Here is a 24616-nt window from a genome sequence, read left to right as displayed (position 1 = left end):
TCAGTTCACAGCGGACGTCGCTTCGACATGACGCGGTAGAGTCACCCGGATACGGGTGCCGCGTTGGCTTTGAGGATCGGCCGGGCTGTCGATGGTGATTTGTCCATAATGCTCTTCAACGATGGAATAGACCAGTGCAAGGCCCAGACCGGTGCCTTCCCCAGGGTCCTTGGTGGTGAAAAACGGTTCGAACAATCGGTCCATGATGTTCTTCGGAATGCCGCTGCCTTCGTCCTCCACGATCAGGTCGACCGTGTGCTCGAAAGCCTCGCTCTTGACACGTACCGCGCTGCCAGGAGGGGAGGCGTCGCGGGCGTTGGAAAGGAGGTTGATCAGTACCTGGGCAAGGCGCTGGGGATCACCGTCGACCCAGTGGTCGGGATCGCACAGGTTGAAGAACTGCACCTCGAAATTGCGCCGGTTCAACGCCAGCAGGCCGATGGCGTCCTGGGCCACTTCGGCCAGGCACACCGCCTCGTCGTTGTGCTGATGGCTGCCGGCGTGGGCGAAGCTCATCAGCGACTGGACGATGCGCGAGATGCGCTTGGTCTGTTCGAGGATCTGCTCGCTGATTTCCGTCAGTTCGCCGTCCTCTTCCCGTTCTTCGCGCAGGTTCTGCGCCAGGCAGGCGATGCCGGTAATCGGGTTGCCGATCTCATGGGCCACCCCGGCCGCCAGGCGCCCGATGCTGGCCAGGCGCTCGGAGTGCACCAGCTTATCTTCCAGGGTCTGGGTTTCGGTCAGGTCTTCCACCAGCAGCACCAGGCCGCTGTTGCCCGGGGCCAGAGGCTCATCGATGGCGGCCTTGTGCAGGTTCAGCCAGCGGGTCTGGCCATCGAGGGCCAGGTGCTGTTTGTGCAAGTGTTCGTCCGGCAGGTTGATAAAGCCCTGCAGCAGGTCCTTCCACGGGTTGGTAATGGTGCTCAGGCGCGAGCCCACCACGTGCTGGGCCGGTATGCCGGTGAGCTCCTCCATCGCCTTGTTCCACATGAGGATCTCCTGGTCCTTGGCCAGGGAGCAGACCCCCATCGGCAGCTCTTGCAGGGTTTGCCGGTGATAGCGGCGCAGGGCGTCGAGCTCGGCGGCCAGGCCGGTGAGGCGCGAGTGATAGTCCTCCAGCCGGCTTTCGATGAAGTGGATGTCCTCGGTGACATAGTTTTCTCCACCGGCCTTGTAGGGCAGGAAGGTTTCCACCATGTCCTGGGCGACGCTGGGGCCCATCAACCCGGACAGGTTGGCTTCGATGCGGTCGCGCAGGCGCCGCAGGGCGTAAGGTCGGCGCTCGTCAAAGGGCAGATACAGATCACGCAGGGCCTGCTCCACTTCCTTCTGCGCTGCCTTGGCCCCCAGCGGCTTGGCCAGTTGGGTGGCGAACTCCTGGGGCGAGGCGGCGTGCAGTTCCCGGCGCTGCGGACGGCGCACGTTGTCCACGGCACAGGCTTCGGCGGCGCTGGCCTCCTCGGTGCTGGCATTGGTGAACAGCGAGATCAGGGTGAACATCAGGACGTTGGCCGCCAGCGAGGCGATGGCCGCCATATGCCAACTGGTGTCGTCCAGGACGTAGATCATGTTCAGCAGCGGGATGTAGAAACCCTGCAGGTTGCCGATCAACGGCAGCAGCATGGTCACCAGCCACACCAGGATCCCCGCCAGCAGGCCGGCAATGAAGCCCCGGCGGTTGGCGGTCGGCCAGTACAGTACCGACAGCACGCCCGGAAGAAATTGCAAGGTGGCGACGAAGGCCACGATCCCCAGGTTGGCCAGGTCCTGCTCAGCGCCCAACAGCAGGTAGAAGGCATAGCCGGCCATGATAATGGCGACGATCAGGGCGCGGCGGGTCCACTTCAGCCAGCGGTAGATGTTGCCTTCCGCCGGCGGCTGGTAGAGCGGCAGCACCAGGTGGTTCAGGGCCATCCCCGAGAGCGCCAGGGTGGTGACGATGATCAGGCCGCTGGCGGCCGACAGCCCGCCGACATAGGCCAGCAGAGCCAGGGCCGGGCTGTTGGCGGCGATGCCGATGCCCAGGGTGAAGTATTCCGGGTTGGTGGTAGCGCCGAGCTTGAGGCCGGCCCAGAGAATCAGCGGCACTGCCAGGCTCATCAGCAGCAGGAACAGCGGCAGCCCCCAACTCGCGCTGACCAGGGCGCGAGGGTTGAGGTTCTCGGTAAAGGTCATGTGGTACATGTGCGGCATGACGATCGCCGAGGCGAAGAACACCAGTAGCAGGGTGCGCCACGGGCCTTCCTGCAGGGGCGTATGCAGGGCGGCAAGCGCGGTCTGGTTCTGCAGCAGCCAGAGCTCCAGTTGCTGCGGGCCGTCGAATACCCCGTACAGCGCGTACAGGCCGACACCGCCAATGGCGATCAGCTTGATCACCGATTCGAAGGCAATGGCGAACACCAGGCCTTCATGTTTTTCCCGGGTGGCGATATGCCGCGAGCCGAAGAAGATCGTGAACAAGGTGATCAGCGCGCAAAAGCTCAGCGCCACCCGATGCTGCACCGGCTCGTGGGTGAGAATGCCAATGGAGTCGGCCACGGCCTGGATCTGCAGCGCCAGCAATGGCAACACGCCGATCAGCATGAAGATCGTGGTCAGCGCACCGGCCCAGGTACTGCGAAAACGGAAGGCGAACAGGTCGGCCAGGGATGACAGTTGGTAGGTGCGGGTGATTTTCAGGATCGGGTAGAGCAGCACCGGTGCCAGCAGGAAGGCCCCGGAAACCCCCAGGTAGCTGGACAGGAAACCATAGCCATACTGGTAGGCCAGGCCGACCGTGCCGTAGAAGGCCCAGGCACTGGCATAGACCCCGAGTGACAGGGTGTAGGTCAGCGGGTGGCGAATGATCGAACGGGGGATCATCCCGCGCTCACTGATCCAGGCAACGCCGAACAGTACCGCCAGGTAAGCGGCGCTGATCAGGATCATCTGGGTCAGGCTAAAGCTCATCGGCATCTTTTTGGCTCTGCAGGATGAAGGTCACGACGATCAGAATCAGCCAGAGCAGATACGGGCGATACCAGGCGCCAGTAGCATCGATCCACCAATCCATGATGGCGGGGGAGAACAGATAGATCCCCACTACCAGGAGCAGGACCAAGCGATAGATGTACATCTCGGCCTCTCTTTATTGTGTGCGTGCCCGAAAACGTGCGGCGATGGTAACGGATGGGCGCCAAGCTGCAAGTGGCGTCAGCTTAATTGCGCTTCCGGCACGCTCAGTGTGCGTGGAATCAGGGCGGCATCCCAGTGGGCCATGCCCCAGGCCATTATCTGCGCGACGCTGGCGCCATCGAGGTCGGCCGGTGGCTTCTGGCCCAGTGCTCGCAGGGCGCGCAGCAGCAGGGGGGGGGCCTGATCCGCGGTCAGCGGGGGCGAGCGGTAGGACTTGCCCAGTTTGTGCCCGTCCGGCTGGGTGATCAGCGGCACATGCAAGTAGCGGGGCTGGAAAAGGCCCAGCAGTTCCTGCAGGTACAGCTGGCGCGGTGTGGAATCCAGCAGGTCGGCGCCGCGCACGATATCAGTGATGCCTTGCCAGGCATCGTCGAGCACCACGGCCAGTTGGTAAGCGTAGAGGCCGTCGCGGCGGCGGATCACGAAGTCCCCGACTTCCCGGCCCAGGTGCTGGCGGTATTCGCCCTGGACCCGGTCGAGGAAGCGATACTCCAGTTCGGGGACCCGCAGGCGGATCGCGGCGTCGTCCTGGGCGTGGCCGAGGTTGCGGCACAGTCCCGGGTAAATGCCGTGGTAGGGCTCCAGCTGTTTGCGCGAACAGGTGCAGGCATAGGCCAGGCCCTGCTGGAACAGGCGATTGAGGACTTCGGCATAGGCGTCGTGACGATCGCTCTGACGGATCATCTGCCCATCCCATTCGAAACCGTAGCTTTCCAGAGCCTTGAGAATGGCCGCCTGGGCACCGGGCTCTTCCCGAGGCGGGTCAAGGTCCTCCATGCGCAGCAGCCAGCGGCCACCGACGGCGCGGGCATCAAGATAGGAGGCCAGCGCGGCAACCAGAGAGCCGAAATGCAGATAGCCGCTGGGAGTGGGGGCGAAGCGCCCTATGTACGAGGAGGGTGTGGAGGCAGTCATGAAGGGTGACGATGTTCCGGGGGATCGCTTTCGCGAGCGAGCTCGCTCCTACAGGGCGGCGGAAACGAAAACGGAGCGTGGGTACGCTCCGTTTCAGGTTCCAGCCGGCGATTATTTGCCGACCTGTTTTTCCTTGATTTCCGCCAGTGTCTTGCAGTCGACGCACATGTCGGCGGTTGGGCGGGCTTCCAGCCGGCGGATGCCGATCTCGACGCCGCAGGATTCGCACCAGCCGTATTCTTCGTCTTCGATCAGTTGCAGGGTCTTGTCGATCTTCTTGATCAACTTGCGCTCGCGATCACGGGCCCGCAGTTCGAGGCTGAACTCTTCTTCCTGGCTGGCACGGTCAGCCGGGTCGGGGAAGTTGGCCGCTTCGTCTTTCATGTGATCAACAGTGCGGTCGACTTCCTGCATCAAGTCCTGTTTCCACTTGTTCAGGATCTTGGTGAAGTGCTCGCGCATGGGCTTGCCCATGTACTCTTCGCCCGCAGTTTCAACATAAGGTTCAAAACCGCTGATCGATTGAATCTGTTGCTTTGCTTGGGTGGGCATGAATGGACCGCCTCTACTCTTGTAATCCATTGCGCAGGATTGCTCCATCTCCGACACTTGCCGGCCCTGCGGCTGCAAGCGGGCGAACTTACCAGATCAAACCAGAGCGCGCTACTCCCGGTTGTCGAGCCTATGTCCTGCTTCGTCCATGGACATGGGAAAAGCCTGACATGGCTTGCTGATCGGTTCGTTCAATCATTGATTTTAGTCAAGTCTGCGGGTTGTGTTGGCGCCAGTTGGCGCAAGCAACAGACCGCTCGGATCCGCCTGGGTTCTCCCGGGCTTGGTCAGATGGGTAGAATCGGTCCTTTGCTCCCCCCTCGAATCAATGAAGGAAGGCTAATGGCTCAGCCCTACAGTGCGCGTAGTCGCGCTATCGAACCTTTCCATGTCATGGCCTTGCTGGCCCGCGCCAATGAGCTGCAAGCCGCCGGGCATGATGTGATTCACCTGGAAATCGGCGAACCGGACTTCACCACCGCCGAGCCGATCATCAAGGCCGGGCAGGCCGCGCTGAGCGCCGGCAAGACGCGCTACACCGCAGCCCGCGGAATTCCCGAGCTGCGAGGGGCGATTTCCGGCTTTTATCAGCAGCGTTACGGCCTGGACATCGATCCTGAGCGGATCATGATCACCCCCGGTGGTTCCGGTGCCTTGCTGTTGACCAGCAGCCTGTTGGTGGACCCGGGCAAGCACTGGCTGCTGGCGGACCCGGGTTATCCGTGCAACCGGCATTTTCTGCGTCTGGTGGAAGGCGCTGCGCAGTTGGTCCCGGTGGGGCCGGATGTGCGTTACCAACTGACGCCGGACCTGGTGGAGCGCTATTGGGATCAGGACAGCGTGGGCGCCCTGGTGGCCTCGCCGGCGAACCCCACCGGTACGGTCCTGAGCCGGGACGAGTTGGCGGGGTTGTCCACCGCGATCAAGGCTCGCAACGGGCATCTGGTGGTGGACGAGATCTACCACGGCCTGACCTATGGCACCGATGCCGCCAGCGTTCTGGAAGTGGATGACAGCGCTTTTGTCCTCAATAGTTTCTCCAAATATTTCGGCATGACCGGCTGGCGCCTGGGCTGGCTGGTAGCTCCGCCGGCAGCCGTGGGTGAACTGGAAAAGCTGGCACAGAACCTCTACATCAGTGCGCCGAGCATGGCCCAGTATGCGGCGCTGGCTTGCTTCGAGCCCCAGACCCTGGAGATCCTCGAGGAGCGTCGCGCCGAGTTCGGGCGCCGCCGGGATTTCCTGTTGCCGGCCTTGCGTGAGTTGGGCTTCGGCATCGCCGTGGAACCTGAAGGTGCGTTCTACTTGTACGCGGACATCAGCGCCTTCGGCGGTGATGCCTTCGCCTTTTGCCGGCACTTCCTGGAAACCGAGCACCTGGCCTTTACCCCTGGCCTGGACTTCGGCCGGCATCAGGCTGGCCATCATGTGCGCTTTGCCTATACCCAGAGCCTGGAACGCCTGCAGGAGGCGGTTGAGCGTATCGCCCGTGGCCTGCAGAGCTGGCACGCCTGATGCGCTTCGATCCTCCCCTGGAAGAAGGGCGTCTGCTGCGTCGTTACAAGCGCTTCCTGGCAGACATCGAAACCACCACCGGCGAGCTGTTGACCATCCATTGCCCCAATACCGGCTCGATGCTCAATTGCATGGTCGAGGGCGGGCAGGTGTGGTTCAGCCGCTCCAATGACCCCAAGCGCAAGTTGCCGGGCACCTGGGAAATCAGCGAAACCCCTCAAGGCCGCCTGGCCTGCGTCAACACCGGGCGGGCCAACGGGCTGGTGGAGGAAGCCTTGCGGGCGGGGCTTATCAGCGAGTTGAACGGCTTCATCGGGCTCAAGCGCGAGGTGCCTTACGGGCAAGAGAACAGCCGTATCGATTTTCGCTTGGATTACCCGGACGGTCCGGCGTATGTCGAGGTCAAAAGCGTCACCCTGGGCTTCGATGGTACGCCGGTGGCGGCGTTTCCCGATGCGGTGACCCGGCGCGGCGCCAAGCACCTGCGGGAACTGGCGAGCCTGGCCCGGGAGGGCGTGCGGGCGGTTCAGCTGTATTGCGTCAACCTTTCGGGCATCGACGCGGTGCGGCCGGCGCAGGAGATCGATCCGGGTTACGCCGCCGCCTTGCGCGAAGCCCGCGCGGCGGGGGTTGAGGTGCTGGCCTACGGTGTGCGCCTGACGGCCGAGCAGGTGTGCATCGACCGGCGTCTTGAAGTGTTGCTCGGGGATTAGAGGTCCACCCAGATCCCCTGGCTGTCTTCACGGCAGCCGATGCTCTCCAGGAACTGGCCGGCGCAAGGTCCGGCCACGCACTCTCCGCTCTCGATAAGAAACAGGGCGCCATGGGTGGCGCACTGGATCAGGCTGGCGCTGGGGTCGAGGAACTGGTCAGCCTGCCACTCCAGCGCCACCCCCCGGTGCGGGCAGCGATTGGCATAGACATAGGCCCGCTGCTCGCGCCGCACGGCGAACAGCTTCAGCCCCGCGAGCTGGAAGCCCCGGCTGCCGGCTTCGGGCAGATCGCTGCCGGCGCAAAGAAATTTCATGGCTATCCTCTTGGTCCGAAGGCTCTGCGTCCAGGCTGTCACAGTTTCTTTCCGGCTGCAGGATGAAACATGTCGGCGCTTGACGGCTAAATGAAAACAATTATCAAATGGCCGCCCCGCCTGTTACGGGACGTTTGTTCCTTTCGATGCCCGGCTTGTCCGGCATGTCACATGGACAGCAGCTGCGCGGGCCCCACTTTGATGAAGGAAATGTACTTATGCGCCTGAGTGCCTGCGCCATTGCGTTCTGTGCCGGATTGCTGGTGAGCCAGTGGGCCACCGCTGATGAGTTGCCACAGCGGTGGGTCAGTGCCGGTGGGGCCTTGTCCGAGTGGATAACGGCTTTGGGGGCCGAGTCCAAGCTGGTGGGCGTCGATACCACCAGCCAGCACCCGGAGTCGCTCAAGGCGCTGCCGAGCATCGGCTATCAGCGTCAGTTGTCGGCCGAAGGCGTTCTCAGCCTGCGGCCGCAGATTCTGGTGGGTACCGAGGAGATGGGGCCGCCGTCAGTGCTTTCGCAGATCCGCAGTGCCGGGGTCAAGGTCGAACTGTTTTCCGCCCAGGCCGACTTGCCGACTTTGCAAGCTACCCTGCAGCACCTGGGCCTGTTGCTGGGCCGAGAAGAGCAGGCCGGGCAACTGTTCCAGGGCTATCAGCAACAACTTGGGCAGCAGCAGGCCTGGGTCACCCAGGCTCAAGCGCAGCACGCTGCGCCCGGGGTGCTGTTGTTGCTCGGGCATGCCGGCGGCAAACCCCTGATCGCCGGCAAGGACACCGCCGCGAATTGGCTATTGCAACAGGCCGGCGGGCGCAACCTGGCGACTCATACCGGCTATAAGCCGTTCTCGGTCGAATCCCTGGCGGGCTTGAATCCGGATGTGCTGGTGTTCTCCGACCGCAGCCTGACCGGCGATGCCGCTCGTGCCGCACTGTTCAAGGAGAACCCGGTGCTGGCATCCACACCGGCGGCCAAGGCCGGGCGGGTGGTGGAACTGGACCCGACCTTGCTGGTGGGAGGCCTGGGCCCTCGCTTGCCTGATAGCCTGAAACGCCTGTCCAGCGCCTTTTATCCCCAGGCCAAGCCGGCCCAATGAGTCGTCAGGTCAAGCCTCGAACACTATTTATCGGGCTGGGTGTGCTGTGCCTTGTGGCGATCTGGCTGTCCCTGGCCCTGGGGCCTGTCAGCCTGCCCTTGTTTGATACCTTGCGTGCCGCCTTGCGCCTGCTTGGATTGCCGATCGACGGGCAGGGGCTGGAGCAGGCGGAACTGATCCTGGGACAGATTCGCTTGCCTCGGACTCTGCTCGGTCTTGCGGTGGGCGGAGTTCTGGCGCTGTCCGGGGTCGCCATGCAGGGGCTGTTTCGCAACCCCCTGGCGGACCCGGGGTTGGTGGGGGTTTCCAGTGGTGCAGCATTGGGGGCGGCCATCGCCATTGTTGGCGGCTCGATGTTCGGCGGCCTGCCAGAGGCTGTTGGCCCTTATTTGCTCTCCCTGTGTGCCTTCCTTGGCGGCCTGGGGGTGACGGCGCTGGTGTATCGCCTGGGGCGGCGCAACGGGCAGACCCATGTGGCAACCATGCTGCTGGCGGGGATTGCCCTGACGGCGCTGGCCAGTTCGGCGGTGGGGTTGTTCACCTATCTGGCGGACGATGCCACGTTGCGCACTCTGACTTTCTGGAACCTGGGCAGCCTGAATGGTGCCAGTTACCAGCGCTTGTGGCCCTTGCTGCTGGTGACCGCCGCGGTTGCGCTGTGGTTGCCGCGCCGGGCCAAGGCGTTGAATGCACTGCTGTTGGGCGAATCCGAGGCCAAGCACCTGGGTATCGATGTCGAAGGTCTCAAGCGCGAGCTGGTGTTCTGCACCGCCCTGGGTGTGGGCGCTGCCGTGGCGGCGGCGGGAATGATCGGTTTTGTCGGCCTGGTGGTGCCGCATCTGGTGCGCCTGTTGTCGGGTCCGGACCACCGGACCTTGCTCCCGGCCTCGATCCTGGCCGGAGCCAGCCTCCTGCTGCTGGCCGACCTGGTGGCGCGTCTGGCGCTGGCGCCTGCCGAGTTGCCCATCGGTATCGTCACGGCCTTTATCGGTGCGCCATTCTTTCTGTACCTGTTGTTGCGAGGGCGTGCCTGATGCTGCGAGTCGAGAACCTGCATGTGCGGCGCGGCGGCAAAGACGTCCTGGCTGGCATCGACCTGCAGTTGCTGCCGGGCGAGGTGCTGGGAGTCCTCGGTCCTAATGGCGCAGGTAAAAGCAGCCTCTTGGGGGGCTTGAGTGGCGAACTGGCGGCTTATCAGGGGCAGGTGCTGCTGGATGATCAGGAACTGGCTCATTGGTCGGGCGCCGAGCGTGCGCAGCGCTTGGCCGTGCTGCCCCAGGCTTCGAGCCTGGATTTCGCCTTTTGTGTGGAGGAGGTGGTGGCACTGGGGCGTTTGCCCCATCAGACCGGGCGTGTGCGTGATGAGGAAATCGTCAACGCTGCTTTGAATGCGGCCGATGTGGCGCACCTGTCGGGGCGCAGCTATCTCGCGCTGTCCGGCGGCGAGCGCCAGCGGGTGCACCTGGCACGGGTCCTGGCGCAACTGTGGCCGGGCCAGCCAGGGCACAACCTGCTGCTGGATGAGCCGACTTCTGCACTCGACCCCTTGCACCAGCACGTCACCTTGCAGGCCATTCGTGCCTTCGCCGACCGCGGCGCGGCGGTGCTGGTCATCCTGCATGACCTGAATCTGGCTGCACGTTATTGTGACCGGGTCTTGTTGCTTGAAGGCGGCCGACCGCATTCATTGGGAACACCGACCGCGGTACTGCGGCCTGAGCCCCTGAAGGCGGTGTTCGGCCTGGAAGTTCTGGTGCAGGAGCATCCCGAGCGCGGGCACCCGTTGATCATCGCCCGTTGAGGCGAAGCCCGGAGAGACCTGATGCGCATATTGCCGTTGTTGCTGGCCCTGCTGCTGGCCGCTTGTCACAGCATGCCGGGGATCCTGCCGCCGCCGGTGGCTTCGGCGCCCGGCAGTATCATTGATCTGCGCAGTGCCCAGGCGCTGACCCCTGTCGAACTGGTAGGTCGCCTGGCACGGGCTCCCCGAGTGATCATTGGCGAGCAGCATGACAATCCCGATCATCATGCCTTGCAACTCTGGCTCTTGCGCTCCATGGCCCGGGAGCGGCCGCAGGGCAGCCTGTTGCTGGAAATGCTCAACCCGGATCAGCAGCCAGAAGTCGATGGGGTAAAGCGCTCCATTGATGGGGGGCGTTTGCCTGATGACCTGCCTGGCAGGTTGGCCTGGCAATCAGGCTGGGACTGGAGCCTCTACGGGCCGCTGGTGGGTTTTGCCCTGCGTCAGCCCTACCCCTTGCTCGCTGCCAATCTGGATCGTCAGGAGGTGCGTGACATTTATGCACGGGCGCCCGTCCTGACCGGCACACGGAGCAACGCACCGTCGGTGATCGAGGCATTGGCCGGGCAAATTCGCGAGTCGCACTGTGGCTTGCTGCCCGAGAGCCAGGTGCCGGCAATGAGGGCAGTGCAGCAGCAACGGGATCGGCGTATGGCTGAGCAACTGCTGGCGGCTCCGGCTCCGGCCCTGTTGCTGGCCGGGGCGTTTCACGGTCGCAGGGATCTTGGCGTGCCCCTGCATATTGCCGATCTGGACCGAACCCAGGAGGTGGTGGTGTTGATTCTGGCGGAGCAGGGGCATCCGGTTGCCGCGGCATCGGCCGACTACGTCTGGTATACGCCGCCCCAGCCCGCCAAGGACTATTGTGCGCAACTGAGGCCCTGATCGGAGGGCTTTTCTGCGGGCAAAAAAAGACCCGGCAAGAGCCGGGTCAAATAACCGTGATTAGCCTGATGAGGAGATAATCTGAGAGTCCGAACCACTGGTCTTCCAGGTTATCGACTGATCTCGCGACCAGTTGTGATAATCATAACGATTCTCATTTCGAAGTCAACACGGCTTTTCAGATTTCTGCACATTTTGCCAAACGTTCGTTTGGATCTGCCTGGGATCCGGGGTCAGTTCGGGGTGTTCAACGTCATGAGCCGGGTCACTTCCTTGTTCAGCAGGTCGATGCGGCGCGCCATGCTTTCGATCAGGCTGTGGGCAATGCGCGGATTGCTCTGGGTCAGGCTGAGAAACTGATCCTTGGGAATCAGCATGATTGTGCTGGGTTCGCTGGCGATCACGCTGGCGCTGCGCTTTTCTCCGGTGAACACCGCCATGGCGCCGAAAATCTCGTCCTTGGGGACGTCGCCGACCTTGTGCCCGTCGACGAAAGCCTGTGCATGGCCTTCGAGTATGACAAACACATGATCTGCCTCATCCCCCTGGGTAATCAGCCTTTCGCCCGCCTCCACGCGCTTGAAGCCGTTGCTGCTGCGCAATTCTGGCGGCTTGAGGCGGGCAATGGCATCGGACAGCAGGGCGGTCTGGCCGATCAGGTACTGTACGAGCAGTTCCGAGCGTTGTACGTCGGCCTGGATATGCCGAAACACTTCAGTCCTCAGATAGGGAATCAGTTGCAGCGGCGTATCGCAGTGCAGTTGCCACTGCGGGTGTTCGATACCGCGCCGCAGTCCCACCAGGTCGCCTTCATGCAGGTAGAACAGGGGCCGCTCTTCGACACTGGCCTGGATCACGCCACTTGCCAGCAGGAACAACTGATCGCCGGGCAATACGCTGGACAGCTGAGCGATGGGGCCAAGCTCCAACGTCGGGCCGCTGGGCGCAAGCCCGTCCAGCAATTGCGGCGGAATGCTTTGCAGTCTGTTGATCAAGGCGTCGGCGTAAGCCGGCTGCTCCCCCATTAGATACATTCGGCTCTGCCAGTCAGTTTTTGTGACGAGAGGAAATGGCGTCCAGTTGCTTGTTCAACGCCTCTTTGCGTTCGGCGGGAAGATCGTTCCAGTGCATGTCCATCAGGGCGCCCTCAATGGCATAGAGCAAGACTTTCGATGCACGAAAACCACGGGTCCGCACGGCCCGGTAGGCGTCTACCGCGCCCAGGCGGCGCAAGTCGGAAGCGCTATGGATGCCCACTGCATGCAGCCATTGTGCCGATGTCTTGCCAAGGTTCTTCAAGTGTTGCAGTTCATCATTCATTAAGCCTCCTGGCGATGGCCGAATGGTGAGTGGGCAGCCTCAGAGGAGTGTAGCGCTCAGTAGAAAACACGCTGTTCTTTGGTCGGGTTTGACGCAAATGCTTCTAAGGGCGCAGCAGTGAAGATCGAAGGGAGGGAGGGGCGCAGGCGAGAGAGTGGAGCAGGGCCGGCGCTGGACAGAGCGCCGGACAAGGACAGGCTGAGGGTCAGCGAGTGCGGTAACGCAGGCGCGTGCCGAAATTGACCGACATGAGAATCTCGTCGGCGCTCAGTTCCACCGGAAAATAGGCGCCGGAAATCTGTGCATGGGCGAGGCTGGCGCCTTCCATGGACGCGTTTCTCAAGTCCAGCCCACGCAGATCCGAGGAACGAAAGTAGGCGTCAGTGAAATCGATGCCTTGTGCGTTCAGCTCCCGCAGGTCGAGGCCGCGGAAATCACCGCCGCGCATATCGATGGGTTGATCTTTCGGGCGTTCGCGGTTGAAGCCGACGATGTCGTCTTTATGCAGCAGGGCGTAAAGCGGGGTGTCGAGAAGTTTTGGTTGGCTCATGGCGACGTCACCAGTGTTGGATTTATGACGCCAGTATAGTGCCACTATTTTTCAGCCGTGAAGTCTTTGCCACTTCACGGCTGAAATGACCGTTTACAGGCCTGGGAGGCGTTGGCGAATGTTGGCAACCAGGGCGTCCAGGCTGCCACTTTCGTTGGTTTCTATGCGCTTGCTGCGCAGCAGCTCTTCGTCGGTCAGCGCTTCGCGAGTGGCTTGCTGGTTGGCAATCACTTCCAGAGTGGCGTCGGATGGATCGTTCTGATCGGCCTGACGCTGGGCCAGCCAGCTGGCAACCACCGCCTCAGGAGCGTTGCAGTCGATGATCAGGCAGGGCGTTCCAGTGGCCTCGGCCACTTTGGCCGCGGCATCGCGCTGGGCACGTTTGAGGTAGGTCGCGTCGATCACTACCGGGTAGCCGGCACGCAGGATGGTTTCGGCGATTTCATGCAGGCGCGCGTAGGTGGCGCTGCTGGCTTCGCTGCTATAGATGCCAGCGTGTGGGTCGTTGGGCACCTGTTGCTCGCCGAACAGGCGCTTGCGCTCTACGTCGGAGCGCAGGCGAACGGCGCCCAGTGCCTCTACCAGGCGCATGGCCACGCGGCTCTTGCCGACTGCCGAGATGCCTGAGGTGATGGCCAGGAAACGCGATGGAATCGTACTGTAGCTTTCCGCCAGATTGGCGTAGTTGCGGTACTGGCGCAGGGTGGTGGCGCGCTGCACCGGCGTGGCATCGGCAGGCATGCTGAACAGGCTGACCTTGGCGCGTACCAGTGCACGGTAGGCCTTGTAGAAATTGAGCAGCTCCAGGCCCTGGTAGTCGCCGGTCAGCTCCAGGTACTGGCTGATGAAGCGTCGCGCCAGGCTCTTGAGGCCACGGTCTTCCAGGTCCATGGCGAGGAAGCCGGTATCGGCGTAGACGTCGGTGAAACGAAACGGTTCGTTGAATTCGATGCAGTCGAAAATCACCACCTTGCCGTCGATCAGGGTGGCGTTGCCCAGGTGGATATCGCCATGGCATTCACGGATGAAACCTTCGCTCTTGCGTTGGGCCAGCAGAGGCTTGAGGCGTTCGAAGCTGGTTTCGGCCCAGGCCTCCAGGGCTTCAAGTTGTTGCAGGTCGGCCTTGTCGCTGAGGAACGGGCGGATTTGCTCGAAGTTCTGACGCACCGGAGCCATCACGCTCTCCGGGGTGCCGGCTTCATGCTCAGCGGGAACCCTGGGCGCGTTGAGGTGGAAGTGGGCGATCTGCCTGGCCATCTCATCGATGTGCGCCGTGGTCAGCTCACTGTTGGCCTGCAAGGTGCTGAGCAACTGGCTTTGCGGGAACTGACGCATTTTCAGTACGTATTCGATAGCCGGACCTTCGCCGCCCAGTACCGGGGCTTCGGCGCTACCGGTGATCGGCAAGACTTCCAGGTACAGGTCGTCGGTCAGGCGCTGGTTCAGGCGCAGCTCTTCGCCGCAGAAGTGCTCGCGGGCGTCCAGGCTGGTGAAGTCGAGGAAGCCGAAATTGACCGGCTTCTTCACTTTATAGGCAAAGGGGCCGGTGAGCAGAACCCAGGAAATGTGGGTTTCGATGACCTGAAACCCTTCTACGGGATGAGGAAACAAGGCTGGGTTTTGCAGGGCAGCGATCAGTGACTGGCTCACAGGCGATCCTTCAGAGTCGGGAAAATCGAGGGCGTCATTATGGCCGTTGAGCGCACTAAGGCAAACCTCGGGTGGCGCATGTTGACGATGAATAAAGTGCGTATAATCCGCCGCCATGACTCGTACCCGATCCCCTCGTTCTGCTAAAAAAACGCCGTCTGGTGGCCTGCGCCCCTGGCTGGGCTGGGCCCTCAAGCTCAGCCTGGTCGGTCTGGTGGTGCTCGCCGGCTTTGCGGTTTACCTCGATGCCGTGGTCCAGGAAAAATTCTCCGGCAAGCGCTGGACCATTCCGGCCAAGGTCTACGCCCGCCCGCTTGAGCTGTTCGTCGGACAAAAGCTCAGCAAGGACGATTTCCTCACGGAGCTCGACGCTCTGGGCTATCGCCGTGAAAGTGTCGCCAACGGCCCGGGCGCAGCCTCGGTCAATGGCAATACCGTGGACCTGAACACCCGCGGCTTCCAGTTCTATGAAGGGCTGGAGCAGGCTCAGCCAGTGCGCGTGCGCTTCTCCGGCGATTACGTGGCGGAACTGTCCGGCAGCAAGGGGGCCAAGCTCGCGGTGGTGCGCCTGGAGCCATTGCTGATCGGCGGCCTGTACCCGAAGAACCTCGAAGACCGGATCCTGATCAAGATCGATCAGGTTCCGCCGTATCTGCTGGAAACTCTGGTGGCGGTGGAAGACCGCGACTTCTATTCACACCACGGGGTGTCGCCCAAGTCGATTGCCCGTGCGATCTGGGTCAACACCTCGGCCGGCCAGATGCGCCAGGGCGGCAGTACCCTGACCCAGCAGTTGGTGAAAAACTTCTTCCTGACCAACGAGCGCAGCCTGTCGCGCAAGCTCAATGAAGCGATGATGGCGTTGTTGCTGGAGTTGCATTACGACAAGCGCGAGATTCTCGAGGCCTACCTCAACGAGGTCTTCGTCGGCCAGGACGGTCAGCGTGCTGTGCACGGTTTCGGTCTGGCCAGCCAGTTCTTCTTCAGCCAACCCCTGTCCGAACTCAAGTTGCACCAGGTGGCGCTGTTGGTCGGGATGGTCAAAGGGCCTTCCTATTACAACCCGCGGCGCTACCCGGAACGTGCCCTGGAACGGCGTAACCTGGTGCTCGATCTGCTGGCGCAGCAGGGCGTGGCTACCCCGGAACAGGTGGAGGCGGCCAAGAAGATGCCGCTGGGCGTCACCAAGCGCGGCAGCCTGGCGGACAGTTCCTTCCCCGGTTTCCTCGACCTGGTCAAACGTCAGTTGCGCGAAGACTATCGTGATGAAGACTTGACTGAAGAAGGCCTGCGGATCTTCACCAGTTTCGATCCGATCCTGCAGATGAAGGCTGAAGCCTCGGTCAACGACACCTTCAAGCGCCTGGCCGGGCGCAAGGGCTCGGAAGACGTCGAGGCGGCGATGGTGGTGACCAACCCGGAAACCGGTGAGGTCCAGGCCATGATCGGCAGTCGTCAAGCCAGCTTTGCCGGTTTCAACCGGGCTTTGGATGCGGTGCGCCCGGTGGGCTCGCTGATCAAGCCGGCGGTCTACCTGACCGCCCTGGAAAAGCCCAGCCAGTACACCCTGACCAGTTGGCTGTCGGATGAGGCGTTCTCGGTAAAAGGCGCAGACGGCCAGGTGTGGAAGCCGCAGAACTATGACCGGCGCTCCCACGGGACGGTGTTCCTGTACCAGGGCCTGGCTCACTCCTACAACCTGTCTACTGCGCGGCTCGGCCTGGAAGTGGGTGTGCCCAATGTCCTGAAGACCCTTGGGCGCCTGGGGGTGACCCGCGAGTTCCCGGCCTTCCCATCGATGCTGCTGGGGGCGGGGGGCATGAGCCCGATGGAAGTGGCGACCATGTACCAGACGCTGGCCAATGGCGGTTTCAATACGCCGATGCGCGGGATTCGCAGCGTGTTGACAGCGGAAGGCGAGCCGCTCAAGCGCTATCCGTTCCAGATTCAGCAGCGTTTTGATGCCGGTTCGATCTATCTGATTCAAAGCGCGATGCAGCGGGTGATGCGCGAGGGCACCGGCAGCTCGGTGTACAACGTGTTGCCCAAGACTCTAGCGTTGGCGGGCAAGACCGGTACCAGTAACGATTCCCGTGACAGCTGGTTCGCCGGTTTCAGCCAGGACCTGCTAGCCGTGGTCTGGCTGGGTCGCGACGATAACGGCAAGACGCCGTTTACCGGTGCTACCGGCGCCTTGCAGGTGTGGACCAGTTTCATGCGCAAGGCCGACCCGCTGCCGCTGGATATGCCGCAGCCGGACAACGTGGTTCAGGCCTGGGTCGATTCGCGTACCGGGCAGGGCTCCGATGCCAACTGTCCGGGGGCTGTGCAGATGCCGTATATTCGCGGCAGCGAACCGCCTCCCGGTGCTTCCTGTGGGGGAGAAACCCCCGCAGGCGGCGACTCGGTGATGGATTGGGTCAAGGGCTGGATGAACTAAGCGATGAGGGTTTGACGTGAACAAGTGGTGGGTTCCAGCTATTACAGCTCTGGCGTTGCTCAACGGTTGCGCCAGTGTGCAGCGCGGTTCTATTCCCGTCGTGGATTCCGGCACTGCCGTGTCCAACAGCGAGCGGATTTCCGCCTCCGGAGGTTTTCGCCAGACGACCATCAAGCGCCCGGCGCAGGCTCAGGCCCAGGCGATTCCGGAAGATTCCGGCGTCGTGGTGATGGTTCCGGGCGGTGGCGCTACGGCATCGGCGCCGATCAGCAGCTCGCCGATCACTCCGGGGCCTGTGACGTCCGGGCCGATTACCCCGGGGCCGGTGGAGGGTGGCGCTTATCAGTCGGCGCCGATCAATCAGGGCACTTACAACATGCCTTCGACTCCGAGCGGGATTCCGTCGGCCCGGGCCGGTGGTTTGTCGGCCGATGAGCAGTTGGACGGGCCAGTGCTGGCGCTGCTGACCACGGCTCAGCAACAGCAATCCAGTGGCGATCTGAACGGTGCTTCCTCCAGTCTTGAGCGCGCACAGCGTGTCGCGCCGCGCGAGCCGCAGGTGCTCTACCGTCTGGCGCAGGTGCGCATGGCCCAGGGTGATGCTCCGCAAGCCGAACAGTTTGCCCGTCGTGGTCTGAGTTTTGCCAATGGGCGTCCTGATCTTCAGGCGAGTTTGTGGGAATTGATCGCCCAGGCACGTGAGAAGCAGGGTGATGCAGCCGGTGCCGCCCAGGCACGGCAGAAAGCCCGAGTCTCGCTGTGATGGATGTACGTTTTCCCAAGATCGCCGAGCAGTTGCTGCTAATCGAGCGCGAGTTGCGTGTGCAGGGGCTGTGGGACGAGGTGGCACCCAGTGCCGAGGCTCTGTCCAGTACCCAGCCTTTTGCCGTGGATACGCTGGATTTCGAGCAGTGGCTGCAGTGGATCTTCCTGCCGCGCATGAAGGTGATCCTGGAGCAGGATCTGCCGCTGCCCAATGCCTCCGGTATCCAGGAGATGGCTGAGATGGTGTTTTCCACCCGGCCGATGCAGGGGCGCGATCTGCAGTTGCGAGTTCTGCTTAAAGAGTTTGATCAGCTCATCGTTGCTACTCGCTGAATCACGACTGCCAGGTATCTAGGTATGCCTGGCAGTCGCTTCCCTCCATGCTGCCCACTTCAGTCTCGTTCTCTCGTGGTGACCACCTCGGAGGAGGGCATGTCTGTCCGTGCATTGCTGTTGTTGCTGTGCATGACGTTCCTCTCGGCTCTCTGGCAATAGGGTTTCGCCCAAAGTCCGGGTTCGCATTTCTGAGTTGCTTGCCGAAGATTGCGCAATTGAAGCGCAGGCAGCAGTCGTTTTTGGGTTTTTTCTTGCGTTCTCATGCGCTTAGTTCGAATTAACCACATAGACGACTTGACTTGAAGAGGACGAAACAGAAGAATCCAAAGTCCGCTGTAGAGGGACTGCCAGAAGCAGACCCACTCAGCAGATCATGAGGCGCACATCCGCGCCGAAGTGCTACACCCGCAACGCGTTACCTCGCGCTGGGTGGGAAAACCCCGCAACACTTTGGGGCGCTCCCAATACTTGCTCAGTCAGTGCTGACGTAGTCGGCGACCACCGTCGCTCATGCTCTGCTGAGAAGTAAACCTATTAAGACCCGCTCCCTTTTGAGGGCGGTATTCTGGCGTTTTAGAGGTGAACAACGTGGAGCTTTTATCTGGCGGTGAGATGCTCGTCCGCTTTTTGCGTGACGAAGGCGTCAAATATATCTACGGGTACCCAGGTGGTGCTCTCCTTCATGTTTACGATGCCCTGTTCAAAGAACCGGAAGTGACCCACATCCTGGTTCGTCACGAACAAGCGGCAACCCATATGGCTGACGGCTATGCCCGTGCCACCGGCAAAGCCGGCGTGGTACTGGTGACTTCCGGCCCGGGCGCGACCAATGCCATTACCGGCATTGCCACCGCCTATATGGACTCGATTCCCATGGTGATCATTTCCGGCCAGGTGCCCAGCACCATGGTAGGCACCGACGCGTTCCAGGAAACCGACATGATCGGTATCTCCCGGCCGATCGTGAAGCACAGCTTCATGATCAAGCACGCTTCGGAAATCCCGGAAGTCATGAAGAAAGCCTTCTATCTGGCGCAATCCGGTCGTCCTGGTCCGGTGGTGGTCGATATCCCCAAGGACATGACCAACCCGGCTGAAAAGTTCGAATACGTTTTCCCCAAGAAAGCCAAGCTGCGCTCTTACAGCCCAGCTGTTCGCGGTCACTCCGGGCAAATCCGCAAGGCGGCAGAAATGCTCCTGGCGGCCAAGCGTCCTGTGCTTTATGCAGGCGGCGGCGTGATTCTCGGCGGCGGTTCCGCACCGCTGACCGAACTGGCCAAGATGCTCAATCTGCCAGTGACCAATACCTTGATGGGCCTGGGCGCCTATCCGGGCACCGACCGGCAGTTCGTGGGCATGCTCGGCATGCACGGCAGCTACACCGCCAACCTGACCATGCACCATGCCGACGTGATCCTGGCCGTAGGCGCGCGCTTCGATGACCGGGTGATCAACGGTGCACCGAAGTTCTGCCCGAATGCCAAGATCATCCATGTTGATATCGACCCGGCTTCCATTTCCAAGACCATCAAGGCCGATGTGCCTATCGTCGGTCCAGTGGAGAGCGTTCTGACCGAAATGGTCGCGGCACTCAAGGAAATCGGCGATACCCCGAACAAGGAGACGGTCGCCAGTTGGTGGAAGCAGATCGATGAGTGGCGCGGCGATCGCGGCCTGTTCCCTTATGACAAGGGCGACGGCAGCATCATCAAGCCACAGACCGTGATCGAAACCCTGTGCGAAGTCACCAAGGGCGATGCCTATGTGACCTCCGACGTGGGGCAGCACCAGATGTTCGCGGCGCAGTACTACCGGTTCAACAAGCCCAACCGCTGGATCAATTCCGGTGGTCTGGGCACCATGGGCTTCGGTTTTCCGGCGGCCATGGGCGTGAAATTGAGCTTTCCGGATAATGATGTCGCCTGCGTCACCGGTGAAGGCAGTATCCAGATGAACATCCAGGAGCTGTCGACCTGCCTGCAGTACGATCTGCCGGTCAAGATCATCAACCTGAACAATGGTGTGCTGGGGATGGTGCGCCAGTGGCAGGACATGAGCTACGGCAGCCGCCATTCGCACTCCTATATGGAATCGCTGCCTGACTTCGTCAAGCTGGTCGAAGCCTATGGTCACGTGGGCATGCGTATCACGGATCTGAAGGATCTGAAGCCGAAGATGGAAGAAGCGTTCGCCATGAAGGATCGCCTGGTGTTCCTCGATATCCAGGTCGACACCAGCGAGCACGTCTATCCGATGCAGATCAAAGACGGCTCCATGCGCGATATGTGGCTGAGCAAGACGGAGCGTACTTAATCATGCGGCACATTATTTCCTTGCTTCTGGAAAACGAACCGGGTGCTCTGTCTCGTGTTGTAGGTCTGTTCTCGCAACGCAACTACAACATCGAAAGCCTGACGGTGGCGCCGACTGAAGACCCGACTCTGTCGCGTCTGACCCTGACCACCGTTGGCCATGACGAGATCATCGAGCAGATCACCAAGAACCTGAACAAGCTGGTTGAGGTGGTGAAGCTGGTAGACCTGTCGGAAAGCGCGCACATCGAGCGTGAACTGATGCTGGTCAAGATCAAGGCCACTGGCGCCCAGCGTGCCGAGGTCAAGCGCACCACCGATATTTACCGTGGGCAGATCGTTGATGTCAGCGCTAGCGTGTATACCGTTCAACTGACCGGTACCAGCGACAAGCTCGACAGCTTCATTCAATCGATCGGCACCGCATCGATTCTGGAAACCGTACGCAGTGGTGTCACCGGGATTGCCCGTGGCGACAAAGTACTGAGCATCTAACTCAAATTAGCGAATGGCCGGAACGGCCTGATATAGGGGAAATTCATGAAAGTTTTCTACGATAAAGACTGCGACCTGTCGATCATCCAGGGTAAGAAAGTTGCCATCATCGGCTACGGTTCCCAGGGCCACGCTCAAGCATGCAACCTGAAGGATTCCGGCGTGGACGTGACTGTCGGCCTGCGTAAAGGCTCGGCTACCGTTGCCAAGGCAGAAGCCCACGGCCTGAAGGTGACCGACGTTGCTGCAGCCGTTGCCGGTGCCGACCTGGTCATGATCCTGACCCCGGACGAGTTCCAGTCCCAGCTGTACAAGAATGAAATCGAGCCGAACATCAAGAAGGGCGCTACCCTGGCCTTCTCCCACGGCTTCGCGATCCACTACAACCAGGTTGTGCCTCGTGCCGACCTCGACGTGATCATGATCGCGCCGAAGGCTCCAGGCCACACCGTACGTTCCGAGTTCGTCAAGGGCGGTGGTATTCCTGACCTGATCGCGATCTACCAGGACGCTTCCGGCAACGCCAAGAACGTTGCCCTGTCCTACGCCGCAGGCGTGGGCGGCGGCCGTACCGGCATCATCGAAACCACCTTCAAGGACGAGACTGAAACCGACCTGTTCGGTGAGCAGGCTGTTCTGTGTGGCGGTACCGTCGAACTGGTCAAAGCCGGTTTCGAAACCCTGGTTGAAGCTGGCTACGCTCCAGAAATGGCCTACTTCGAGTGCCTGCACGAACTGAAGCTGATCGTTGACCTCATGTACGAAGGCGGTATCGCCAACATGAACTACTCGATCTCCAACAACGCTGAATACGGCGAGTACGTGACTGGCCCGGAAGTCATCAACGCCGAATCCCGTCAGGCCATGCGCAATGCTCTGAAGCGCATCCAGGACGGCGAATACGCGAAGATGTTCATCAGCGAAGGCGCTACCGGCTACCCATCGATGACCGCCAAGCGTCGTAACAACGCCGCTCACGGTATCGAAATCATCGGCGAGCAACTGCGCTCGATGATGCCTTGGATCGGTGCTAACAAAATCGTCGACAAAGCCAAGAACTAAGTTCGAGTCTTGTCAGGGAAAACGCGGCCTAGGCCGCGTTTTTTCGTTTGCATGGATAGGTTCTGGTATAAAGCTGGATCCTTTGTGGCCGAATCGCGGCCCTGGGTATCTGTCGAAACTTTTCACACCGTTGCAAGGTAATGTCCATGAGCGAACGTCCCGAAGAGCCAAACCAGGCCTCTGACGCCGAAAGCCTGCTACCGATCGATGAGCATGTCGAAGAAGGGCATGACGCTGAAGGCCGTAAAGTCCGGCATCGTGGTATCTATCTTCTGCCGAATCTGTTCACCACTGCGAACCTGTTCGCGGGGTTCTATTCCATCATTAGCTCCATGAGCGCCCAGAGTGCAATGAGCGCCGGAGATGCGGCCGGGGCGAGCAAGTACTTTGCCTTTGCCGCGATCGCCATTTTCGTGGCCATGGTGCTCGATGGCCTGGATGGACGTGTTGCCCGCATGACCAACACACAGAGTGCTTTCGGCGCCGAATACGACTCGCTGTCCGATATGGTTGCATTCGGCGTAGCGCCGGCGTTGTTGGCCTTTGGCTGGGCCCTGGGTGACATGGGCAAGGTCGGCTGGATGGTCGCCTTCATCTATGTGGCAGGCGCGGCCTTGCGTCTGGCACGTTTCAACACTCAAGTCGGTACTGCAGACAAGCGCTATTTCATCGGTCTTGCCAGCCCGGCAGCGGCGGGTGTGGTGGCCGGTATTGTCTGGGCCTTCAGCGACTACGGGATCCAGGGGTCGAAGATGTCGTTCCTGGTGGCGTTGATGGTGGCTGCCGCAGGCATGCTGATGGTCAGCAACATCAAGTACAACAGCTTCAAGGACCTGGACCTGAAGGGGCGTGTACCTTTCGTGGCGATCCTGGCAGTGGTGCTGGTGTTTGCGGTGGTGTTCAGCGATCCGCCACGCATTCTGCTCTTGGTGTTCCTGGCCTATGCGGCGTCGGGTCCTATTCAGTACCTGTTGCATTTGCGTCGTCGCAAAAGCGTCGAGTGATGTAATTTCCCCCATACTCCGCAGTCTATTGGTACATCTGTCCTCCAATGCTGCGGAGTTGCCATGTTATTCAAATTCCCCAAGTCGTCCGACTGCAATGAGTCGGAGATTACACCCGAATCTCTTTATCTCTCTCGACGCAGCCTGCTCAGTGGTGCGGTTGCGGGCATGGCGTTTGCCAGCTTGCCGCGCTGGGCAGCAGCACAGGACGTGTCGCGTTATGCCGATGTAGAGCCAGGCCAGGCTCCCGGGTGGTTCTCCGACAAACTGTCCACCACTCAGTGGCAAGCTGTAACCGTCAAGGATGAGGCGATCACGCCTTTCAAGGATGCGACCCACTACAACAACTTCTACGAATTCGGCACTGACAAGGGGGACCCGGCAGCCAACGCGGGCGCGCTCAAGACTCAGCCGTGGAGTGTGGTCGTGGATGGTGAGGTGGCTAAGCCAGGCCGCTACGCCCTGGAAGATTTCATGAAGCCCTACTCGCTGGAGGAGCGTATTTATCGACTGCGCTGCGTCGAGGCCTGGTCGATGGTGATTCCCTGGATAGGTTTTCCAATCTCTGCCTTGCTCAAGCAGGTGGAGCCCACCAGCAACGCCAAGTTCATTCGCTTTGAAACGTTACAGGATCCCAAGAGTATGCCGGGCCAGCGCTCCGGTTTTGCCTTGATCGACTGGCCCTATGTCGAGGGCTTGCGTCTTGATGAGGCGATGAATCCATTGGCGATTCTTGCGGTGGGGATGTACGGGCGTGAGCTGCCTAACCAGAATGGTGCGCCGTTGCGCCTTGTAGTGCCTTGGAAATATGGCTTTAAAAGTGTGAAGTCGATTGTGCGCATCAGCCTGGTCAGCGAGCAGCCCAAGACTACCTGGCAAAGCATTGCGGCTAACGAATATGGTTTTTACGCGAATGTGAATCCGACGGTTGATCATCCACGCTGGACCCAGGCCCGGGAGCGGCGCCTACCCAGCAGTCTGTTCAGTCCCAATGTGCGGGAAACCCAGATGTTCAACGGTTACTCGGATGAAGTCGCTTCTTTATATAGCGGCATGGATCTGCGGAAGAACTATTGATGCGTTATTCGTTCTGGCGTATCGGCGTCTTTATCGCTGCGGCTATCTGGCCGCTGTATTGGCTGTATGAGGCTTGGGCTTCGGTCCTGGGACCGGACCCGGGCAAGGTGCTGGTTGATCGTCTGGGATTGGGCACGTTGGTGCTGTTGTTGATCACCTTGGGCATGACTCCTTTGCAAAAACTCACGGGGTGGCCGGGCTGGATCGCTGTGCGTCGACAGTTGGGGTTGTGGTGCTTCGCTTATGTAGTGCTGCACCTGAGTGCTTATGGGGTATTCATCTTGGGGTTGGACTGGTCGCAGCTGGGAGTTGAGTTGCGCAAGCGCCCCTATATCTTTGTCGGAAGCCTGGGGTTCCTTCTTTTGCTGTTATTGGCTGTGACGTCCAATCGTTATAGCCAGCGCCGCTTGGGGGCGCGGTGGAAGAAGCTGCATCGCCTGGTTTATCTCATCCTGGGGCTGGGGCTGCTGCATATGCTATGGATTGTCCGGGCGGATCTGAAGGAGTGGTCGGTCTACGCTTCTATAGGGGGGCTGTTGTTGCTGCTGCGTGTTCCTCCTGTCATGCGCCGGATTCCGCGCCTAATCGCGAAAAAAGCATCTTCTGCAACAAAATCGTAATTAACCCTTGACGGCAGATTCT

The 24616-nt window shown here is 61.0% G+C and carries 24 protein-coding genes; 15 read left to right on the top strand and 9 right to left on the bottom strand.

Annotated elements, in window-relative coordinates:
• From KCG88_RS30565 to dksA, 4 genes are all read right to left on the bottom strand, one after another.
• Entirely contained in the window at positions 1 to 2955 is a 2955-nt protein-coding gene (locus KCG88_RS30565; protein ID WP_011063507.1) for a sensor histidine kinase, read from the bottom strand.
• A complete protein-coding gene (locus KCG88_RS30560) occupies positions 2939 to 3115 on the bottom strand; it encodes a hypothetical protein (protein ID WP_003176118.1) in 177 nt (58 codons plus the stop codon). The genes KCG88_RS30565 and KCG88_RS30560 overlap by 17 nt, the downstream gene beginning before the upstream one ends.
• Before the next feature lie 77 nt (positions 3116 to 3192).
• Positions 3193 to 4089 carry a tRNA glutamyl-Q(34) synthetase GluQRS gene (gluQRS, locus tag KCG88_RS30555; protein ID WP_210713748.1) on the bottom strand — a complete coding sequence of 299 codons (897 nt, stop codon included), beginning with the start codon at positions 4087 to 4089 and terminating at the stop codon, positions 3193 to 3195.
• 111 nt (positions 4090 to 4200) lie between these two features.
• On the bottom strand, positions 4201 to 4641 hold the full coding sequence (gene dksA, locus KCG88_RS30550) for an RNA polymerase-binding protein DksA (RefSeq protein WP_011063504.1): 441 nt from the start codon (positions 4639 to 4641) through the stop codon (positions 4201 to 4203).
• A gap of 342 nt (positions 4642 to 4983) precedes the next feature.
• Between dksA and KCG88_RS30545 the strand changes: the two genes are divergently transcribed.
• Together KCG88_RS30545 and sfsA are read left to right on the top strand one after the other, a co-directional pair.
• Positions 4984 to 6156 (top strand): pyridoxal phosphate-dependent aminotransferase, encoded by a 1173-nt coding sequence (locus tag KCG88_RS30545; protein WP_011063503.1) that lies wholly within the window; start codon positions 4984 to 4986, stop codon positions 6154 to 6156.
• Positions 6156 to 6869: a DNA/RNA nuclease SfsA gene (sfsA, locus tag KCG88_RS30540; RefSeq protein WP_210713747.1), complete on the top strand. Its 714-nt coding sequence runs from the start codon at positions 6156 to 6158 to the stop codon at positions 6867 to 6869. Before KCG88_RS30545 ends, sfsA begins: the two co-directional genes overlap by 1 nt.
• On the opposite strand, the gene KCG88_RS30535 is transcribed toward sfsA, so the two are convergent.
• On the bottom strand, positions 6866 to 7183 hold the full coding sequence (locus tag KCG88_RS30535) for a Rieske 2Fe-2S domain-containing protein (protein WP_047289243.1): 318 nt from the start codon (positions 7181 to 7183) through the stop codon (positions 6866 to 6868). The genes sfsA and KCG88_RS30535 overlap by 4 nt on opposite strands.
• Before the next feature lie 218 nt (positions 7184 to 7401).
• Between KCG88_RS30535 and KCG88_RS30530 the strand changes: the two genes are divergently transcribed.
• The 4 genes from KCG88_RS30530 to KCG88_RS30515 are packed head-to-tail and all read left to right on the top strand — an operon-like array spanning position 7402 to position 10963.
• Complete coding sequence (locus KCG88_RS30530; RefSeq protein WP_210713746.1) at positions 7402 to 8277, top strand: ABC transporter substrate-binding protein; 876 nt, start codon at positions 7402 to 7404, stop codon at positions 8275 to 8277.
• Positions 8274 to 9311: an iron ABC transporter permease gene (locus KCG88_RS30525; protein ID WP_047289240.1), complete on the top strand. Its 1038-nt coding sequence runs from the start codon at positions 8274 to 8276 to the stop codon at positions 9309 to 9311. Before KCG88_RS30530 ends, KCG88_RS30525 begins: the two co-directional genes overlap by 4 nt.
• The gene (locus tag KCG88_RS30520; protein ID WP_210713745.1) at positions 9311 to 10078 is read left to right on the top strand and encodes a heme ABC transporter ATP-binding protein; all 768 of its coding nucleotides are present in this window, start codon (positions 9311 to 9313) and stop codon (positions 10076 to 10078) included. Before KCG88_RS30525 ends, KCG88_RS30520 begins: the two co-directional genes overlap by 1 nt.
• A gap of 21 nt (positions 10079 to 10099) precedes the next feature.
• Entirely contained in the window at positions 10100 to 10963 is an 864-nt protein-coding gene (locus tag KCG88_RS30515) for a ChaN family lipoprotein (RefSeq protein WP_047337826.1), read from the top strand.
• Positions 10964 to 11196: 233 nt separating this feature from the next.
• Here KCG88_RS30515 and KCG88_RS30510 read toward each other — a convergent pair whose 3' ends face one another.
• From KCG88_RS30510 to KCG88_RS30495, 4 genes are all read right to left on the bottom strand, one after another.
• Positions 11197 to 11997 carry a cyclic nucleotide-binding domain-containing protein gene (locus KCG88_RS30510; RefSeq protein WP_047289235.1) on the bottom strand — a complete coding sequence of 267 codons (801 nt, stop codon included), beginning with the start codon at positions 11995 to 11997 and terminating at the stop codon, positions 11197 to 11199.
• Between the two features lie 13 nt (positions 11998 to 12010).
• Complete coding sequence (locus KCG88_RS30505; protein WP_011063495.1) at positions 12011 to 12283, bottom strand: TfoX/Sxy family protein; 273 nt, start codon at positions 12281 to 12283, stop codon at positions 12011 to 12013.
• Between the two features lie 205 nt (positions 12284 to 12488).
• Positions 12489 to 12833, bottom strand: a complete 345-nt coding sequence (locus tag KCG88_RS30500) for a pentapeptide repeat-containing protein (protein ID WP_047289233.1) — start codon at positions 12831 to 12833, stop codon at positions 12489 to 12491.
• Positions 12834 to 12926: 93 nt separating this feature from the next.
• Positions 12927 to 14483, bottom strand: a complete 1557-nt coding sequence (locus tag KCG88_RS30495; RefSeq protein WP_047337825.1) for an AAA family ATPase — start codon at positions 14481 to 14483, stop codon at positions 12927 to 12929.
• A gap of 115 nt (positions 14484 to 14598) precedes the next feature.
• Between KCG88_RS30495 and mrcB the strand changes: the two genes are divergently transcribed.
• From mrcB to msrQ, 9 genes are all read left to right on the top strand, one after another.
• Complete coding sequence (gene mrcB, locus KCG88_RS30490; protein ID WP_047289229.1) at positions 14599 to 16923, top strand: penicillin-binding protein 1B; 2325 nt, start codon at positions 14599 to 14601, stop codon at positions 16921 to 16923.
• Between the two features lie 16 nt (positions 16924 to 16939).
• Entirely contained in the window at positions 16940 to 17686 is a 747-nt protein-coding gene (locus KCG88_RS30485) for a tetratricopeptide repeat protein (protein ID WP_047289227.1), read from the top strand.
• Complete coding sequence (locus tag KCG88_RS30480) at positions 17686 to 18021, top strand: YqcC family protein (protein WP_047289223.1); 336 nt, start codon at positions 17686 to 17688, stop codon at positions 18019 to 18021. Before KCG88_RS30485 ends, KCG88_RS30480 begins: the two co-directional genes overlap by 1 nt.
• Before the next feature lie 591 nt (positions 18022 to 18612).
• The gene (locus KCG88_RS30475) at positions 18613 to 20337 is read left to right on the top strand and encodes an acetolactate synthase 3 large subunit (RefSeq protein WP_011063489.1); all 1725 of its coding nucleotides are present in this window, start codon (positions 18613 to 18615) and stop codon (positions 20335 to 20337) included.
• Between the two features lie 2 nt (positions 20338 to 20339).
• Positions 20340 to 20831, top strand: a complete 492-nt coding sequence (gene ilvN, locus KCG88_RS30470; protein ID WP_011063488.1) for an acetolactate synthase small subunit — start codon at positions 20340 to 20342, stop codon at positions 20829 to 20831.
• A gap of 45 nt (positions 20832 to 20876) precedes the next feature.
• Entirely contained in the window at positions 20877 to 21893 is a 1017-nt protein-coding gene (ilvC, locus tag KCG88_RS30465; protein WP_007959661.1) for a ketol-acid reductoisomerase, read from the top strand.
• 146 nt (positions 21894 to 22039) lie between these two features.
• A complete protein-coding gene (gene pssA, locus KCG88_RS30460) occupies positions 22040 to 22897 on the top strand; it encodes a CDP-diacylglycerol--serine O-phosphatidyltransferase (RefSeq protein WP_011063487.1) in 858 nt (285 codons plus the stop codon).
• 63 nt (positions 22898 to 22960) lie between these two features.
• Positions 22961 to 23974: a protein-methionine-sulfoxide reductase catalytic subunit MsrP gene (msrP, locus tag KCG88_RS30455; RefSeq protein ID WP_047289220.1), complete on the top strand. Its 1014-nt coding sequence runs from the start codon at positions 22961 to 22963 to the stop codon at positions 23972 to 23974.
• The gene (gene msrQ, locus KCG88_RS30450) at positions 23974 to 24594 is read left to right on the top strand and encodes a protein-methionine-sulfoxide reductase heme-binding subunit MsrQ (RefSeq protein WP_047289217.1); all 621 of its coding nucleotides are present in this window, start codon (positions 23974 to 23976) and stop codon (positions 24592 to 24594) included. Before msrP ends, msrQ begins: the two co-directional genes overlap by 1 nt.
• Positions 24595 to 24616: the final 22 nt, after the last annotated feature.

Origin of the sequence: Pseudomonas sp. MWU349, assembly GCF_017947325.1 — a bacterium.
Taxonomy (GTDB): domain Bacteria; phylum Pseudomonadota; class Gammaproteobacteria; order Pseudomonadales; family Pseudomonadaceae; genus Aquipseudomonas; species Aquipseudomonas protegens.
This window is presented reverse-complemented; position numbering and strand designations above follow the sequence as displayed.